The sequence below is a fragment of the Pseudomonas sp. FP2196 genome, from assembly GCF_030687715.1.
In the GTDB taxonomy this organism is placed as follows: Bacteria; Pseudomonadota; Gammaproteobacteria; order Pseudomonadales; family Pseudomonadaceae; genus Aquipseudomonas.
Genome location: NZ_CP117445.1, coordinates 3,634,282 through 3,649,797, shown reverse-complemented (window position 1 = coordinate 3,649,797; position 15,516 = coordinate 3,634,282). Strand labels below are relative to the sequence as shown.

The 15,516-nt window shown below is 61.2% G+C and carries 14 protein-coding genes; 3 read left to right on the top strand and 11 right to left on the bottom strand.

From position 1 onward, the window contains the following. Nucleotides 1-87 precede the first annotated feature (87 nt). The 5 genes from PSH79_RS16195 to PSH79_RS16175 all read right to left on the bottom strand — a co-directional run bounded on the left by PSH79_RS16195 (nucleotide 88) and on the right by PSH79_RS16175 (nucleotide 6,378). Nucleotides 88-1,452 (bottom strand): glutamine synthetase family protein, encoded by a 1,365-nt coding sequence (locus tag PSH79_RS16195; protein ID WP_305438404.1) that lies wholly within the window; start codon nucleotides 1,450-1,452, stop codon nucleotides 88-90. 554 nt (nucleotides 1,453-2,006) lie between these two features. Further along, nucleotides 2,007-3,350 (bottom strand): chromate efflux transporter, encoded by a 1,344-nt coding sequence (gene chrA, locus PSH79_RS16190; protein ID WP_305438403.1) that lies wholly within the window; start codon nucleotides 3,348-3,350, stop codon nucleotides 2,007-2,009. Between the two features lie 92 nt (nucleotides 3,351-3,442). Beyond that, nucleotides 3,443-4,342 (bottom strand): bestrophin family protein, encoded by a 900-nt coding sequence (locus PSH79_RS16185; protein WP_305438402.1) that lies wholly within the window; start codon nucleotides 4,340-4,342, stop codon nucleotides 3,443-3,445. 35 nt (nucleotides 4,343-4,377) lie between these two features. After that, on the bottom strand, nucleotides 4,378-5,376 hold the full coding sequence (moaA, locus tag PSH79_RS16180; RefSeq protein ID WP_305438400.1) for a GTP 3',8-cyclase MoaA: 999 nt from the start codon (nucleotides 5,374-5,376) through the stop codon (nucleotides 4,378-4,380). A gap of 150 nt (nucleotides 5,377-5,526) precedes the next feature. Then, entirely contained in the window at nucleotides 5,527-6,378 is an 852-nt protein-coding gene (locus tag PSH79_RS16175; protein WP_305438399.1) for a CAP domain-containing protein, read from the bottom strand. 199 nt (nucleotides 6,379-6,577) lie between these two features. On the opposite strand from PSH79_RS16175, the gene PSH79_RS16170 reads away from it, so the two are divergent. Continuing rightward, nucleotides 6,578-7,198 (top strand): cell wall hydrolase, encoded by a 621-nt coding sequence (locus PSH79_RS16170; protein ID WP_305438398.1) that lies wholly within the window; start codon nucleotides 6,578-6,580, stop codon nucleotides 7,196-7,198. Here the strand turns inward: PSH79_RS16170 and PSH79_RS16165 are convergent. Continuing rightward, nucleotides 7,195-8,082 carry a LysR family transcriptional regulator gene (locus tag PSH79_RS16165; protein ID WP_305438397.1) on the bottom strand — a complete coding sequence of 296 codons (888 nt, stop codon included), beginning with the start codon at nucleotides 8,080-8,082 and terminating at the stop codon, nucleotides 7,195-7,197. The two genes, PSH79_RS16170 and PSH79_RS16165, sit on opposite strands and share 4 nt — an antisense overlap. A 103-nt stretch (nucleotides 8,083-8,185) precedes the next feature. Here PSH79_RS16165 and PSH79_RS16160 point away from each other — a divergent pair, with 103 nt between their 5' ends. After that, a complete protein-coding gene (locus PSH79_RS16160; RefSeq protein WP_305438396.1) occupies nucleotides 8,186-9,598 on the top strand; it encodes an MFS transporter in 1,413 nt (470 codons plus the stop codon). A gap of 119 nt (nucleotides 9,599-9,717) precedes the next feature. On the opposite strand, the gene PSH79_RS16155 is transcribed toward PSH79_RS16160, so the two are convergent. The 4 genes from PSH79_RS16155 to PSH79_RS16140 all read right to left on the bottom strand — a co-directional run bounded on the left by PSH79_RS16155 (nucleotide 9,718) and on the right by PSH79_RS16140 (nucleotide 13,023). Next, on the bottom strand, nucleotides 9,718-11,124 hold the full coding sequence (locus PSH79_RS16155) for a heavy metal sensor histidine kinase (protein WP_305438395.1): 1,407 nt from the start codon (nucleotides 11,122-11,124) through the stop codon (nucleotides 9,718-9,720). Further along, entirely contained in the window at nucleotides 11,121-11,792 is a 672-nt protein-coding gene (locus tag PSH79_RS16150) for a heavy metal response regulator transcription factor (protein WP_187680525.1), read from the bottom strand. Before PSH79_RS16150 ends, PSH79_RS16155 begins: the two co-directional genes overlap by 4 nt. Before the next feature lie 12 nt (nucleotides 11,793-11,804). Further along, nucleotides 11,805-12,062 carry a DUF2790 domain-containing protein gene (locus PSH79_RS16145; protein ID WP_305438392.1) on the bottom strand — a complete coding sequence of 86 codons (258 nt, stop codon included), beginning with the start codon at nucleotides 12,060-12,062 and terminating at the stop codon, nucleotides 11,805-11,807. 247 nt (nucleotides 12,063-12,309) lie between these two features. Next, nucleotides 12,310-13,023, bottom strand: a complete 714-nt coding sequence (locus PSH79_RS16140) for a murein L,D-transpeptidase catalytic domain family protein (RefSeq protein WP_305438391.1) — start codon at nucleotides 13,021-13,023, stop codon at nucleotides 12,310-12,312. A 151-nt stretch (nucleotides 13,024-13,174) separates the two neighbouring features. On the opposite strand from PSH79_RS16140, the gene PSH79_RS16135 reads away from it, so the two are divergent. Continuing rightward, nucleotides 13,175-14,791: a murein L,D-transpeptidase gene (locus tag PSH79_RS16135; RefSeq protein WP_305438389.1), complete on the top strand. Its 1,617-nt coding sequence runs from the start codon at nucleotides 13,175-13,177 to the stop codon at nucleotides 14,789-14,791. Between the two features lie 3 nt (nucleotides 14,792-14,794). Here PSH79_RS16135 and PSH79_RS16130 read toward each other — a convergent pair whose 3' ends face one another. Continuing rightward, a complete protein-coding gene (locus tag PSH79_RS16130; RefSeq protein WP_305438388.1) occupies nucleotides 14,795-15,310 on the bottom strand; it encodes a DoxX family protein in 516 nt (171 codons plus the stop codon). Nucleotides 15,311-15,516: the final 206 nt, after the last annotated feature.

Sequence of the window (15,516 nt, the reverse complement as noted above, 5' to 3'; positions counted from 1 at the left end):
ATAGCGGAGTGTCAGGCACCATTAAAGTTGAAAGTGCCGGCCTCATCGCTGGCAAGCCAGCTCCCACAGGATTTAGCGGTGGGGTTCTTAGGCCTCGGTGAGGTACCAGCGCCAATCCTGCTCACCCACTTCAGCCATGAACTGCCGATACTCGGCACGCTTCACCGCCAGATACACCCCGAGAAATTCCTGCCCCAAGGCATCCCGCGCCCACACTGAATTTTCCAGTGCCTGCAGCGATGTCAGCCAATCGGTCGGCAGCAGTTCCTTGGCCTGCGCATAGCCATTGCCCTCGACCGGCGCCCCCGGATCAAGGTGCTCGCGAATACCCCGATGAATGCCGGCAAGAATCGCTGCCGCCGCCAGATACGGGTTGGCGTCGGCGCCGCAGATGCGGTGTTCGATGTGTCGGGTGTTGGCCGGGCCGCCCGGCACGCGCAGGCTGACGGTGCGGTTGTCGACGCCCCAGGTTGGCGCCAAAGGTGCGTAGCTGTTGGCCTGAAAGCGGCGATAGGAGTTCGCGTTCGGGCAGAACAGCAGCAGCGAATCAAGCAACGACGCGAGCATGCCGCCAATCGCCGTGCGCAGCAGCGGCGTGCCGGCCGGGTCTTCGGAGGCAAACAGATTGCGTCCTTCGGCGTCGGCGAGGCTGACGTGCATGTGCATGCCAGTGCCCGCCAGATCATCGAACGGCTTGGCCATGAACGTCGCCTGCATGCCGTGCTTGTGCGCCACGGCTTTGACCAATCGTTTGTAGCGCACGGCCTGATCCATCGCCTCCAGCGCATCGCCGTGTTCGAGGGTGATTTCCACTTGCCCCGGCGCGTATTCCGAGATGGCCGTACGCGCCGGAATACCGTGCAGTTTGCAGGCGCTATAGAGGTCGGCGAGGAACGGTTCGATCTGCTCCAGCTCGCGCAAACCGTAAACCTGGGTGTGTCGCGGTCGACCGCCGTCGGCATCCAGCGCCGGTTGCGGGCGGCCGTTGTGATCGCGTTTGGCATCGAGCAGATAGAACTCCAGCTCGCAAGCCATCACCGGGTAATAACCTTCGGCCTTGAGCGCGTCGACCACCTTGATCAGCAGATGGCGCGGGTCGGCGATGCTCGCCGGCATGCCCTCAGTCGGGTGCATGCTGACCTGCACGGCGGCAGTCGGAATCTGCCTCCACGGCAGGCGCACGAGACTGCCTTCCAGCGGATAGGCACGACAATCGATGTCGCCGACATCCCACACCAGACCGGAGTTTTCCACGTCCTCACCCTGAACGGTCAGACCGAGAATGGTGCTGGGCAGCGGGCGGCCGCTTTCATACACGGCCAGCAGTTCTTCACGGTGCAACAGCTTGCCGCGTGGCACGCCGTTGGCGTCGAGAATGAACAGTTCGATCATGTCGATATCGGGGTTCTGTTCAAGGAACAGGCGTGCGTCTTCGATGGCTGCGAATTTCATGGTCAATCACTCACGATGGCGCCGCACAGGCGCGCAGATTCGGGCCGGACGCGATGGATGGCGTCCTGGCAGGGATTTCAAAAAGGTGTTCCGTCAGTCAGACGCGGCGATGAACCTGTGGTGAGGGGATTCAGCGAACCGTCGCACCGCCCCGATGGGGCGCGAAGCGGCCCCCAAAAGGCGTGACTGCTACGCAGTGCATAGGGAATAAATTCCCTCGTCACAGGTCATCATCCAGTTTGTGTTGTTGACTGACGGTAATCAGGAAATCAGCAGGCGATATCCGGCGGGCGTGCGGAGTGACGCAGCTTGGAGCGGCGCAGGGCCATGGGGAGATTGACGATGCGATTCATACGCAGCCCCTGTGAAAGAGGGCGCGCAGTGCAGAGACGTTCAACGATGTTCGTTGTTGTGGTGACGTACTCATAACGCGTGTTTCCGTTGGCGGAAAACGTCGGTGGCGGGGCTGACCCGCCGACCGGTGTGCCCGGATAGTAAGGGGCAAACCTCGGGCGTGTAAACGATTGATTCAGTCTCAGTGCTACGGCCTGTCCTCAGCGCAGCAGATGAAAGCCCAGCCCGACAAGGGCGCAAACGATCAACACTTCAATCACTCCGCGCTTGAAAACGAACAGCGCCAGCGCCGCCATAACTGCCAACGCTATCGAAAAAACATCCGGCTGCCCGGCGAAACCGCTCGGCCAGAACACGTGATAAGCGAAAAAGCACGCGAGGTTCAGAATTACCCCGACCACTGCAGCGGTAATTGCGGTCAGCGGTGCGGTGAACCTCAATTCGTTGTGGGTCGATTCCACCAGCGGCCCGCCAGCGAGGATGAACAAGAACGAGGGCAGGAAGGTGAACCAGGTCACCAGCGTTGCCGCCACTGCGCCAGCGGCGAACGCATGCTCAGCGCCGAACGCCGGTTGCACATAACCGCCAATGAAGCCGACAAACGCTACCACCATGATCAGCGGCCCCGGCGTGGTTTCGCCAAGCGCCAGGCCGTCGATCATCTGCGTTGGCGTGAGCCAGCCGTAATGCCCGACGGCGCCCTGATAGACGTAAGGCAGCACCGCATAAGCCCCGCCAAAGGTGAGCAACGCCGCTTTGGTGAAGAACCAGCCCATTTGAGTGAACGTGCCGTCCCAGCCGAACAACGCAGTCAGCAGAGCCATGGGCAGGCACCACAGCGCTGCGCCGAGCAGCGCCAGACGCCACAGCTTCGGCAGGCTGAATCGTGCGTGCTCGGGCGTCGGTGTGTCGTCGTCGATCAACGCCGGGCCGAAGGATTTTGCACTGCTGCGGTGACCGCCGTTATTGAATCGCTGCGGCGCCAGGCGTCCGCCCAGATAACCGATCAACGCGGCACCCAGCACGATCAACGGGAAGGGCACATTGAATGCAAAAATGGCCACGAACGAGGCGCCGGCAATCGCCCACAACACACCATTCTTCAAGGCCCGTGAGCCGATGCGATGGGCCGCGTGCAGCACGATCGCAGTCACCGCCGGTTTGATCCCGTAAAACACCCCGGCCACTGCCGGCACATCACCGAAGGCGATATACACCCATGACAATGCAATCAGGATGAACAGCGACGGCAGCACAAACAGCACGCCGGCGATCACGCCGCCCCAGGTGCGATGCAGCAGCCAGCCAATATACGTCGCCAGTTGCTGAGCCTCGGGGCCAGGCAGCAACATGCAGTAGTTGAGTGCATGCAAGAAACGCTTTTCCGAGATCCAGCGCCGACGTTCCACCAGTTCCTGATGCATGATCGAAATCTGCCCGGCGGGGCCGCCGAAGCCGATGCAGCCGAGCTTGAGCCAGAAGCGCCAGGCCTGTCGCAGGGTGACGGGATCAGGTCGGGGAAGATCCTCTGGCGTGGTGCTCAAGTGCGGCTCCTGAATCGAATAATGGCGGAGCCGCTATCTAAACAGGCTTTTGTTAAATCCAATAGTGCTCAGACAAGGCTTTGACTGGCGGATCAACTCAAGACGTAATCGACGGGCATCAACGCCGGTGGCAGTTGCGCAACACCGAGTTCAGCCAGAATGTCGCGCTCGATCGCACGGACCAGGGCATCCGTTGGCAGGTCGTTTTCGTCGCGTCCGAATGGATCTTCCAACTCATCGGCAATCGCATCCAGTCCGAAAAAGGTATAGCTGACAATCGCGGTGAACAACGGCGTCAGCCAGCCCAGCGGCTCGGCCATGGCGAACGGCAACAGGATGCAGAACAGGTAGATCGTGCGGTGCAGCAGCAAGGTATAGGGGAAGGGCAGCGGCGTATTCTTGATCCGCTCGCACACGGCTTGCGCTTGCGTGAGGCTGGTCAGGTGATTGGCCAGCAGCATGTAGCGCCATTCGCTTAATGCGCCGGCCTGTTGCAGATCGGAGCATTGTTCGCCGATCCGGTGCAGGATCTGTGCGCTGTAGTCGGGCACCTGAGCGTCGGGTTTCGGGTCGACCCACGCGCCGCTGGCCGCCGCTTCGTCTTCACGCCGCAGTCGCGCGTTGAGGGAGTGGGCGAAGCCGACCAGATTGAGCAGCAGCGGCCGGCGCTGCTCCGAGTCGCGGATGATGTGGGTTTCGCGAATGATCGAGCGCACATGCACGATCACTTCGCCCCAGGCCTTGCGCGCTTCGTACCAGCGGTCATAGCAGGCGTTGTTACGAAAACTCATGAAGATCGACAGCGACAAGCCCAGCAGCGTGAAGGGCGTGGCGTTGACCTTGGTGAAACTGCTGGGGTGGAGGATTTCCACCAGCACGATGGCCGACGCCAGCAGGGTGACCATCAGGGTGCGCAAGGCGATTCGCTTGGCAATCGAACCTTTGAGGGTAAAAAGGATGGCGAACTGACTGACCTTGGGTCTGATGATCATGCTGGGTGATCCCGATTACGCGTGGACGTGACGCATCAACCGCCGGTCATGTTCATGAATCGCACGATTTGTACGTCATCGTTCACTTCAAAGTTGTGCTTGTAGGGCTTTAGCTTCATCGCTTCGATGATCGCTTTCTCCAGACGTTCCGGTTGCCCCGGATGGGCGCGCAGCACGGCTTTCAGGTCCAGCGAATGCTCGTTACCCAAACACAGTAGCAAACGCCCCTCCACCGTCAGCCTCACCCGGTTGCAGGTCGCGCAGAAGTTGTGGCTGTGCGGAGAAATAAAACCCAGGCGAATCTGCGGGGCTTCGGCCAGCCGCCAGTAGCGCGACGGGCCTTGGGTCGATTCGGCGGAGTCGATCAGTGTGTAGCGTTCGGCGATCCGTTCGCGCACTTGTGCGCTAGAGAAAAACGATTCGGCGCGGCTGTGTTCGTCAATGACGCCCAGCGGCATTTCTTCGATGAAAGAAATGTCCAGCTCACGGTCGATGGCGAAGCTCACCAGATCATTGATCTCATGATCATTGCGACCCTGCATCACCACGCAGTTGAGTTTGGTGCGAGTGAATCCGGCCTTGCGCGCGGCATCGATACCTTCAATGACCTGCGCCAGATCGCCGGTGCGGGTCATCTGTTTGAAGCGCTCCGGGCAGAGGCTGTCGAGGCTGACGTTGAGGCGTTTAACGCCGGCGTCGAATAACGGGGCGGCCAGTTTGCCCAACTGTGAGCCGTTGGTGGTCAGGCACAATTCGCGCAAGCCGGGCAGGGCGGCGATCTGCCCGCACAGTTGCACCACGCCGGGACGGATCAGCGGCTCGCCGCCAGTGAGACGTATCTTGCGCGTGCCCAGTGCGACGAAGCTTTGTGCCAATTGGTAGATTTCCTCCAGCGTCAGCACTTGCTGGCGCGGCAGAAACTGCATGTCTTCAGCCATGCAATACACACAGCGGAAGTCGCAACGATCAGTCACCGACATGCGCAGGTAGTCGACGCGGCGGTTGAAGCCATCGATCAAGACGCGCTCTGACATGACAGCCTCGCTGTGGGGTAAACCGCTAACTGCGGATCTGGACGGCGCAGGGTAGGGACAATGCCGAGCAGCGTCCAATCACTCTTAATGACTGATTGATTGATCCCGTCGATGATCTTCAGTACATCACAAAACCTGTGGACTCGAGATTTATTGCGCCCCGAACATCGCCGTCCAGTAAATCCCCGCATCGCTTTTCGGGTCGGTTGCGTAAGCGGCGCCGAGTTCCTTGTACTGCGGGTTCATCAGGTTGGCGCAGTGGCCGGGGCTGGCGAGCCAGCCGTCGACGACTTTGCCCACAGTGTCCTGGCCGGCGGCGATGTTTTCGCCGACCAGTTGGCCGCTGTAACCAGCCAGTTCGGCGCGGTCACCGGGGGTGCGGCCGTCGCGGTCCTTGTGGTCGAGGTAGTTTTTGTTGGCCATGTCGCGGCTGTGATCCTGGGCGACCGTGCCCAGCGTCGCGTTCCAGGCCAGCGGTGCGGCAGCCGCGAAGGCCTGGCCGCCGCACTGGCGTGGCTGGCTGCGTGCGGCGTTGAGTTGCTCAAGCAGTTTTTGCCCTTCACCCTGCGCATCGCCAAGCTTGGCCGACAACAATGGCCGTGCCAGCACAACGCGCCAATCGCGATCAGCGCGGCTGACACCGACATCGACGAACTGCGGATCGAGCACCACCTGACAGAAACTTTCCTGAATCGCCTGCATCGCCGACGCCGCATCGCGCGGGCCGTTGAGGGTGATCGCCTGTACGTTGACCATCGGGTAACTGGCGCTGGCCATGGCTTGCTGCAAATTGACAACCCCACTGGCCGGTAGCCGCAGTCGCGGATCGGCCGACAGCGGCGGCAGTTCGTTGGAGGCCTGGCTGCCGCAACGTTGCGGTTCGCTGCGGTACTTGTTGATCGACTCGATCAGTTGCGACTCGTCGCTGGCCATGGCCGAGGCGGCAAAGGCCAGGCCGGCGGACAACGCGGCAAAGCGCAAAACGGATGGCATGAAGCGCATGGCGATCTCCCTTGAGCTGAATGCGCCCATGATGCGCGAAACGCCCCCGGTGGGTGCAATGTCTTTTTCTTGAATCGGCGGATTTTTCAGCGGAACGTTGCCCGCGATTTTGCCGTCTACACTCAGCCAAGACCCCGGGATGCGGGCGTCTCCCCTACGTAACACCTTGCCCGACTCGGGCGCTGCCGGAAGAACTCACATGGGATTGAAATGCTTGATTGGTTGCTTCGCGTTAACCCTGTTGGCCGGCGCTGCCATGGCCACCGATCAAACGCCGATCAAGGCAAAAGCCGAAGAGAAAGCCCAGGTGCTGGAAGAGAAAGCGGCGGACAAAGTCAGCGCGGCACCGGCGCCCAAATCCGAAGCCATCACCCCGACCGAAGTGCAAGCGGTGGACCCGGCCGGCGCCGCACCGCTGGACGACCCGATCACCTGTCTGGCACGCAGTATCTACTGGGAAGCCAAAGGCAGGGACACCCCGGAGATGGAAGCCGTGGCCAGCGTGGTGATGAATCGCCTCGGCCATGAAGGTTTTCCCGACACCGTTTGTGCAGTGGTCAAACAGGGTTCGGAATCCAGGAGCTGCCAGTTTTCCTGGTGGTGCGATGGGCGTCCGGATCAGGTCAAGGAAGATGCCGAATACGCGCTGGCCAAGGAAATCGCCGGCAAGGCGTTGAACCGTCAGCTCAAGGATCGCACCAACGGCGCGTTGTATTTCCACGACCGCAACGTCCATCCGAGTTGGGCCCGGGAATACCGGAAAACCGCCGAGACGAAAAAATTCCTGTTCTACAAACCCGCTGGCGGTGATGCGCGTTAAGCGCAGACTTCCCGCACGCAGTTGCGCAACCAGCGGTGCGCCGGGTCGGCGTCCATGCGCGGATGCCAGAGCATGGACACGCTGATTGGCGGCATCTCGAAGGGCAGGGCGAAACTGTGCAGGCCGGTGCGCAGTTTGCTGGTGTGGCGTTCCGGCACGGTAGCAATCAGGTCTGATTCTCGGACCAAAGCCAGTGCCGCTGAAAATCCGCCGAATGAAGTGACAATGTCCCGCGTCAGCCCGACGCTAATCAACGCTTCGTCGACCGGGCCGCTGCTGCGTCCGCGTCGGGAAATGAGAATGTGCTCTCCACCGGCAAAGCGCTTGGCGCTGATTTTGCCCGAACTCAATGAATGCCCCTCACGTATCACCCCGATCCAGTGATCCTCAAAGAGGATGCGGCTGTGCAGTGTCGGGTCGGTGCTTTCGTCGACCACACCGGTCTCCAGATCTACACGGCCGTCGCGCAGCGGCGTGCTGTCCTTGTCGGCTTTCTGCACAAAGCGCAGGCGCACGCCGGGCGCCTCTTGCGCGATGCGGGCGAGCAGGGCGGCGGCGAAGGTTTCGACAAAACCGTCGGTGTTGCGCAAGGTGAACGTGCGTTGCAACCGGCCGGGATCAAGCACTTCAGCGGGACGCAAAACCGCCTCGGCTTCCTGCACCAGATGACTGACCCGTTCGTGCAACTCCAGCGCGCGCGGGGTCGGCACCAGACCACGTCCGGCGCGCACGAGTAATGGGTCGCCGGTGGTTTCACGCAGACGGGTCAGGGCGCGGCTCATGGCCGACGGGCTCAGGCGCAGACATTTGGCGGCGCGGGCGACACTGCCTTCACGCAGCAGCACGTCGAGGGTGATCAGCAGGTTCAGATCCGGTGCAGTCATGACATGGCGTTCCATGCAGGTATTAAGTGCAAAGCATGCGTCTTGCGCCTTGTATTGTCGAGGCTCAGGCTACGACACATTAACTTTGCACAGTGAATGCACCATGCCCCGACAACCCTTGAGCATCGCAGCCCGTTGGGCCCTGACCAGTCTGGCGCTGTCGATGTTGATGCCGTCGCTGGACACCAGCATTGCCAATGCCGGGTTGCCGACCCTGGCTGCAGCGTTTGAGGCGACGTTTCAACAGGTGCAGTGGATTGTTCTCGCTTATCTGTTGGCGATCACCACGTTGATTGTCAGTGTTGGACGTCTGGGTGATGGCTTGGGACGGCGGCGATTGCTGTTGATCGGCATCGGCATTTTTACTGCCGCGTCGTTGGCCTGCGCGCTGGCCCCGGGGCTGGGCTGGCTGATCGGCGCACGGGCGGTGCAAGGCCTTGGCGCGGCGATCATGTTCGCGTTGACGGTGGCGCTGGTGGCCGATGCGGTGCCCAAGTCTCGGGCGGGCAGTGCGATGGGATTGTTGGCGACGATGTCGGCCACCGGCACCAGCCTCGGCCCGTCGCTGGGCGGGTTGTTGATGACGCATGCCGGCTGGCATTCGATTTTTCTGCTCAATGTACCTTTGGGCTTGCTCAATGCGTGGCTGGTGTATCGCTATCTGCCAACAGATCGAACAGAACGCGAGCCTGTTGCGTTTGATTATCTGGGTTCCGGGGTGCTGGTGTTAACGCTGGCGGCCTATGCGCTGGCGATGACGCTTGACGGTTTTACCCTGTCGTTGCTGCTGATCAGCCTCGGCGGCGCGGGATTGTTCATCGTGGTCGAGACGAAAGCCAAGGCGCCGCTGATTCGCCTGTCACTGTTCGCCGACCTGCGTCTGAGTGGCAGTCTGGCGCTGACGTTGCTGGTGACCACGGTGATGATGACCACGCTGGTGGTTGGGCCGTTTTACCTCAGCCGCGGGTTGAACCTCAGCAGTACGGTGGTCGGACTGGTTTTGTCGGTCGGGCCGTTGTTGGCGGCGTTCGGCGGCGTGCCGGCTGGCCGGTTGGTGGATCGTTTCGGGGCACGGCGAGTGGTGCCGGGTGCGTTGCTCGGGATGGTCGGCGGTTGTGGCCTGTTGGCGCTGTTACCGATGAGCTTCGGTCTGTCTGCATATTGGCTGCCGATGGCGGTGATCGCCGGCAGTTACGCGTTGTTCCAGGCCGCCAACAATACCGGGTTGATGGGCGGGGTCAGCCAGGATCAGCGCGGCGTGGTGTCGGCACTGCTCGGGTTGGCGCGCAATTTGGGCTTGATTACCGGGGCGGCGGCGATGGGGGCGGTGTTTGCCGTGGCCACCGGTGACCCGACTCAAGCGCCTGCGGCCGTTATCGCCAGTGGTTTACACATCACCTTCGGCGTCGCCACGGCCCTGATGGTCATGGCCCTGATGATCAGCCGAACACAAATCAACTGTAGGAGCGAGCCTGCTCGCGAAGAGGCCGTCACAGCCAACGTTAAGGGTGAATGACACACCGCAGTTTTCTGTAGGAGCTGCGGCACGCTGCGATCTTTTGATTTTAAAGATCAGCATCAAAAGATCGCAGCCTCGTTTCACTCGACAGCTCCTACAGCGCCTTATGGTGGGTGTCAGTCCCGGAATTCGCGGGCGGGGAAAAACAGTTCAAAGCACGTCCCGCCATCGACGCTGCTCACAGCGTAACGACCGTGATGCAACTGCATGATCGTCGCGACAATCGACAGGCCCAGGCCATTGGATTGCGCCGAGCGCTCACGGGACTGATCGACGCGGTAAAAACGTTCGAACAACCGCGCAAGATGTTCCGGCGCAATCGTTACGCCCTGGTTGCGCACCCGCAGATAACTGCCGTCAGGTTCGGCGAACGCCTCGACCTGTACGGTCGAATCCGCCGCGCCGTACTTGATCGCATTGGCGCACAGGTTGGCCAGCGCCCGGCGCAGCAACATCGGCTCGGCCCAGATCACGCCACTGCCGCGCGCCTCGATGCACATGCCCACGTCTGCCGCCAAACCTTCAAAGTAATCGGCGATGCGCTGCATCTCATCGCTGGCGTCCAGCTCCTGACGTTGACTCAAGGCACTGGCCGGATCGGTGCGGGCCAGAAACAGCATGTTGTCGAGCATGCGGGTCAGCCGTTCAAGCTCCTCGACATTGGAGGCGAGCAACTGCTGATACGCCTCGACACTGCGGTTCTGATGCAGCGCGACCTGGGTCTCGCCGAGCAGGTTATTGATCGGTGTGCGCAGTTCATGAGCCATGTCGGTGGACACCTGGCTCAACTGCGCAAAGCCCTTGGCCAGGCGATCGAGCATGGCGTTGAATGCCTCGATCATCGGCTGCAACTCTCGCGGTGCGCCATGGCTGCCGAGACGTTCATCGAGGTTGCCGACGCCGATACCGTGGGCGTGATTGGCCAAGCGCCGCAACGGTAACAGTCCGCGATACACCAGCAGACAGCCAATCACCGCCAACATCAGCGCCGCCAGCGACGCGAAGCCATAAACACTCAAGCGATAATTGGCGAGCATCGCCGTACGCTCGCTCATCAGTCGCCCGCTCTGCACTTGCAGATTGCCCAGATCGCCGGAATCGATGCTTGCCGCCACGGCCGAAAACGGCACGCCGTTGACGTCGGGCAGATGCTGCACATCACTCAGCGATAACGGCCGGTCGGTCGGCACTGGCGGCAAAGTCGGCGTGGTCAGGTTGCCGGGGTTGACCACCAGCAGCGGCGCTTGACCCGGCGCACCGATGGTCAGCAGCGCTTCGCGGTTGCCGAGCATGTTCTGGAACAGCGCCGGTTTGGTCCTGATCAGCTCAAGGGTATTGCTGTCATTGAGGAAACTGCGCAACTGATCGACCCGGCTGACCAGCGCGGCGTCATCGCGCCGGATCAGTTGCTCTTCCAGCTCGCTGTATAGCGCCGCACCGAGGCCGGCCAGTGAGCCGAAGGCGAGCAGGGCAAACACCAGCGCCAGGCGCAAGGTCAGGGAATACGGGCGGTTGGCGCTCATGGCTGAGTATCGAAGCGGTAGCCGATCCCGCGCACGCTGTGGATCAGCTTGAGCTGGAACGGGTCGTCGATCTTCGCCCGCAAGCGGCGCACGGCGACGTCGACCACGTTGGTATCACTGTCGAAATTCATGTCCCACACCCGTGAAGCGATCAGTGAGCGCGCCAGCACTTGCCCGGTGTGGCTGGCGAACAGTTGCAGCAGGGCGAATTCCTTGTTGGTCAGAGTGATTCGCACCCCGGCGCGGGTCACGCGGCGCTTGAGTACATCGATCTGCAGGTCGGCCACTTGCAGTTGTTCGTCTTCATGAATCGGCCCGCGTCGGGTCAGGGTGCGCAGGCGCGCCACCAGTTCGGCGAAGGAAAACGGCTTGATCAGGTAATCGTCGGCCCCCAGTTCCAGGCCCTTGACCCGGTCGGCAATGTCATCGCGGGCGGTGAGGAACAGCACTGGCGTGTCGGCTTCCTTGCGCAGCCGGCGCAGGACTTCCCAGCCATCCATTTTCGGCATCATCACATCCAGCACGATCACGTCGAAGCTGTGCTCCAGCGCCAAGTGCAGACCGTCGGCGCCATCCCGGGCCAGGCTCACGCTATAGCCCAGTTCCTGCAAACCGTTGAGCAGATAATTGCCGGCCTTGGGTTCGTCTTCGACAACCAGAATATTCATGGGCGATCAGTCTCAATGGTCGTTGGTGCAGCCGGTGCCTTGTACTTGATAGTCCAGCACATGTTCACGGCCCTGATGATCGAGGTAGTTCAGTTGCGCCGGAATCACGCCGCAGGCCTGTGAAATATCGGTGCTGGACAGGACTTTGTCGACATCCAGGTGCACGAAGAAACCGGTTTTGTCATGAATCACGGCGGTGTCAGGCGTATCGGCGGCGAATACCGAACCGGTGGCGAGGAGGGCGCAGAAGGCGAGGATCAGGGTTTTCATGATGAGTCACTCAGTGGCTGAAGTTGATCGGCATTGGCGCCGGGACAACTTCAGGCTACCGAGCGATCCGCACGGCAAACCGACAACTGAATGACAAAGTTGTAATGAAACGGAGGTGGTGTGCCTGTCGCAAAACCCAATGCAGACGTGAGCCTGTTCGCGATTGCGGTGTGTCATTCAAAGCAGAGGTTGACTGATACACCGCAATCGCGAGCAGGCTCACGCCTACAGGGTTCTGCGGGGATTTTTAGCTGGCGTGGGTACTCAAAATGCTCGCCACCTGCTGCGGCTGGCAGTTGAGGTACGGTGACTTCTTCAGCCAGCGCTGATCCGGGTACCACGAAAACATGAACTGGCCGTCCTTGAGTTTATCGATCACTTGCTTGGCAATCTGCGGCCGAACCGCCGGGCAACCCTGACTGCGGCCGATGCGGCCCTGACGTTTGCTCCACAACGGGTTCACGTAATCGGCGGCGTGGATGACGATGGCGCGGTCGCGGGCCATGTCATTGAAGCCCGGTTCCAGGCCGTCCATGCGCAGCGAATAACCGTGAGTGCCGCTGTAGCTTTCCTGAGTGCGGAACAGGCCGAGGCTGGACTGATAACTGCCTTCGACATTGGAAAACTGCGTGGCGAAGTTTTCCCCGGAATTGGAGCCGTGAGCGACCAGATCGCGCAGCACCAGTTTTTTACGGTTGAGGTCGAAAATCCACAGTCGGCGCTCAGTGGACGGTTGCGAATAATCGATGATTGCCAGGTGGCGGGACGGTTTGGCGCCGTTGTTGACCGCACATTGCATGGCGCTCAAGGCACCTTTCAGCGCTTGGGCATTGAGTTCTGGCGCGGCGTGCGCGAGGCTGGTGAACAAAACCGGCGATGGTTTGCCGGCGGCGAAAGCTGGGCTGGTCACGGCGACAAGGGTCGCGGTGCTCAGCAGAAGTCGGCGCAGAAACGTCAACATTTATAAAGTGTCCTCACTTGCTACTTATTTGGCACTTTGGCTCCTGACTCCCAGTCGTAACCTGCAAGCCCGAAGATTCGAGCCTGACTGTTCAGCGCACCTGATGTAAGGTTGGCCATCATCTGGATGGCCATGGATTGGAGTAAAGCAGTTGTTCAAAAAGTACGCATGCTACTTGAGCATTTGTTTGCTCGCTGCGCCGTTTGTCGCTTGTGCCGATGAGCCGCTGCCACCCTTGCAGACGCTGCCGACGCCGCCGGCCGAAATGCCGGTCGAGCCGCAAAGCCCTTTGCAGGCCGTGATGATCGGTCTGCGACAGTCATGCCCGGCGATTGCAACGCAGCTCAATGGCCAGGCGCTGGAACAGTTAAAAGGCTTCTACCAACAGCAGGACTGGATGCCAGTGTGGGCCCGCGAATCCGGGCGATTGCAGGCGTTGCAGGGGCAGTTGCAGTTGTTGGCCGACGATGGCCTCAGCCCGAAACGCTACCCGGTCGCCGCGACTGCACCGCAGGACGGCGAGTTGTGCGCCGATATCGACATCAGCCGCTATTACTTGCAAGCCCTGCAGGACCTGCATTACGGCCGACTGTTGCAATCGCACTTCGAACCGCTATGGCACGCCGACGAAGCCCCGCGTGACCGTCAGGCCGAATTACTCGCCATTGCCGTTCCGGGCATTAACGACATTCCCGCCGCGTTCGACCTCGCGCGGCCGCGTCTGGCGCAATACCACAACCTGCGTCAGCTCTACGCCGCGCAACGGCTCGAAGCCTTGCCACAGTGGCAGTCGGTCGGCAACGGCCCGCTGCTGCGCCCGTCCATGGAAGACAAACGCGTGCCGGAACTGGCGCTGCGTTTGCACAGCGAAGGCTATCTGACCGATTACATCGCCACGCCCGGCAATGCCTACGAAGGCGTGCTGGTGGAGGCGGTGAAAAGCTTCCAGGCCAACCATTCGTTGCAGGCTGACGGCGTGGTCGGGCCGGGGACGATTGCCGAACTGAACATAAGCCCGCTGGCCCGCCGCGACCAACTGCGGGTCAACCTCGAACGTTTCCGTTGGATGGCCCAGGACATGGAGCCTGATGGTTTGCTGGTCAACGTCGCTGCGGCCGAACTGATGCTGTATCAGGGCGGCCGGCCAGTGTGGCAGACCCGCACCCAGGTTGGCCGTGCCGAGCGCCAGACACCGTTGCTCAAATCCCGCGTCACGCGTCTGACCTTGAACCCGACCTGGACGGTGCCGCCGACCATCTGGAAGGAAGACAAACTGCCGGAGATTCGCAAGGATCAGACCTTCCTCAGCCGCCAGAACCTGCAAGTGCTCGATGCCAACGGTCAGCCCCTGGCAGCGGCGGACATCGACTGGGACAACCCCGGCAACATCCTCCTGCGTCAGGACGCCGGGCCGCGCAATCCGTTGGGGCAGATGGTCATTCGCTTTCCCAATCCGTTCTCGGTGTACCTGCATGACACGCCGAGCAAGGCGCTGTTCGACAAGGGGCCGCGGGCATTCAGCTCCGGTTGCGTGCGGGTCGAACACCCGATGCAACTGCGTGATCTGCTGCTCACACCAGCGGAAAAGGCCCGTACCGAGACCTTGCTCGCCACCGGCACCACCCATGAATTCCGCTTGTCGGCGCCGGTGCCGATCCTGATGACCTACTGGACCGCGCAAGTCGACAGTGCTGGTCACCTGCGCTATTCGCCGGATATCTACAGCCGTGACAGCGCGTTGCTGGTTGGGCTCGATCGCGCGCATTGAGTCTCAGCGGGTGCTTCGCTTCCAGAACACCCGCGCCAGCCAGGCATCGACACTCAACTTGCCGGCCCCGGCGAACACCAGCGGCACCAGAGCGGCCAGGTAAATCGCCGGCAGCTTGAAGTTGCCGAAGCCTTTGTTGGTGATCGCGTAACCCTGCGCCAGTTCGCTCAACGACGACCAGTCGGCGGGCCAGTGCACGGCGGCGGTGGCAACGATGGTCACCACGATCAGCGCGATGGCCGAGATTCGTGTGCCGAAGCCAATCAGAATCGCCAAGGCACAAATCAGCTCGGCCCACATCGACAGCTCCCAGTTCAGCGTCGCCGGCAGGTGGTCGAACGGGAAGGGAAACCTGTCCTGAATGTCTTCAAACCAGTTCTGCCCGTTGAACTTCTCCAGCCCCGACTCGAAAAATTCCCAGGCGATAAACAGGCGCAGGGTGAGAGGTGCGAGCCAGGTGCCGGCGCGGTCGAGGTTCAGGTGCACAGCCTTGGCGGCGGTCGAAAGGTTCGGGGTCATGATGAATCTCCGGTGGATCGGGTGAGTGGGATCGACCGGTTCATTTGAGCGTGGCGGTGTATCGCAGTTGTGTCGCCGTTGCGGGGGATTGTGCAGTTGCTGTGTCGACCGCACGGCCATACACACTGCGATACAGTCGCTGAACGCTGAACGGAAAACACCTGTAGGCGCTGCGGGGCAGCCGAAAACCTGCGGGAGCTGGCTTG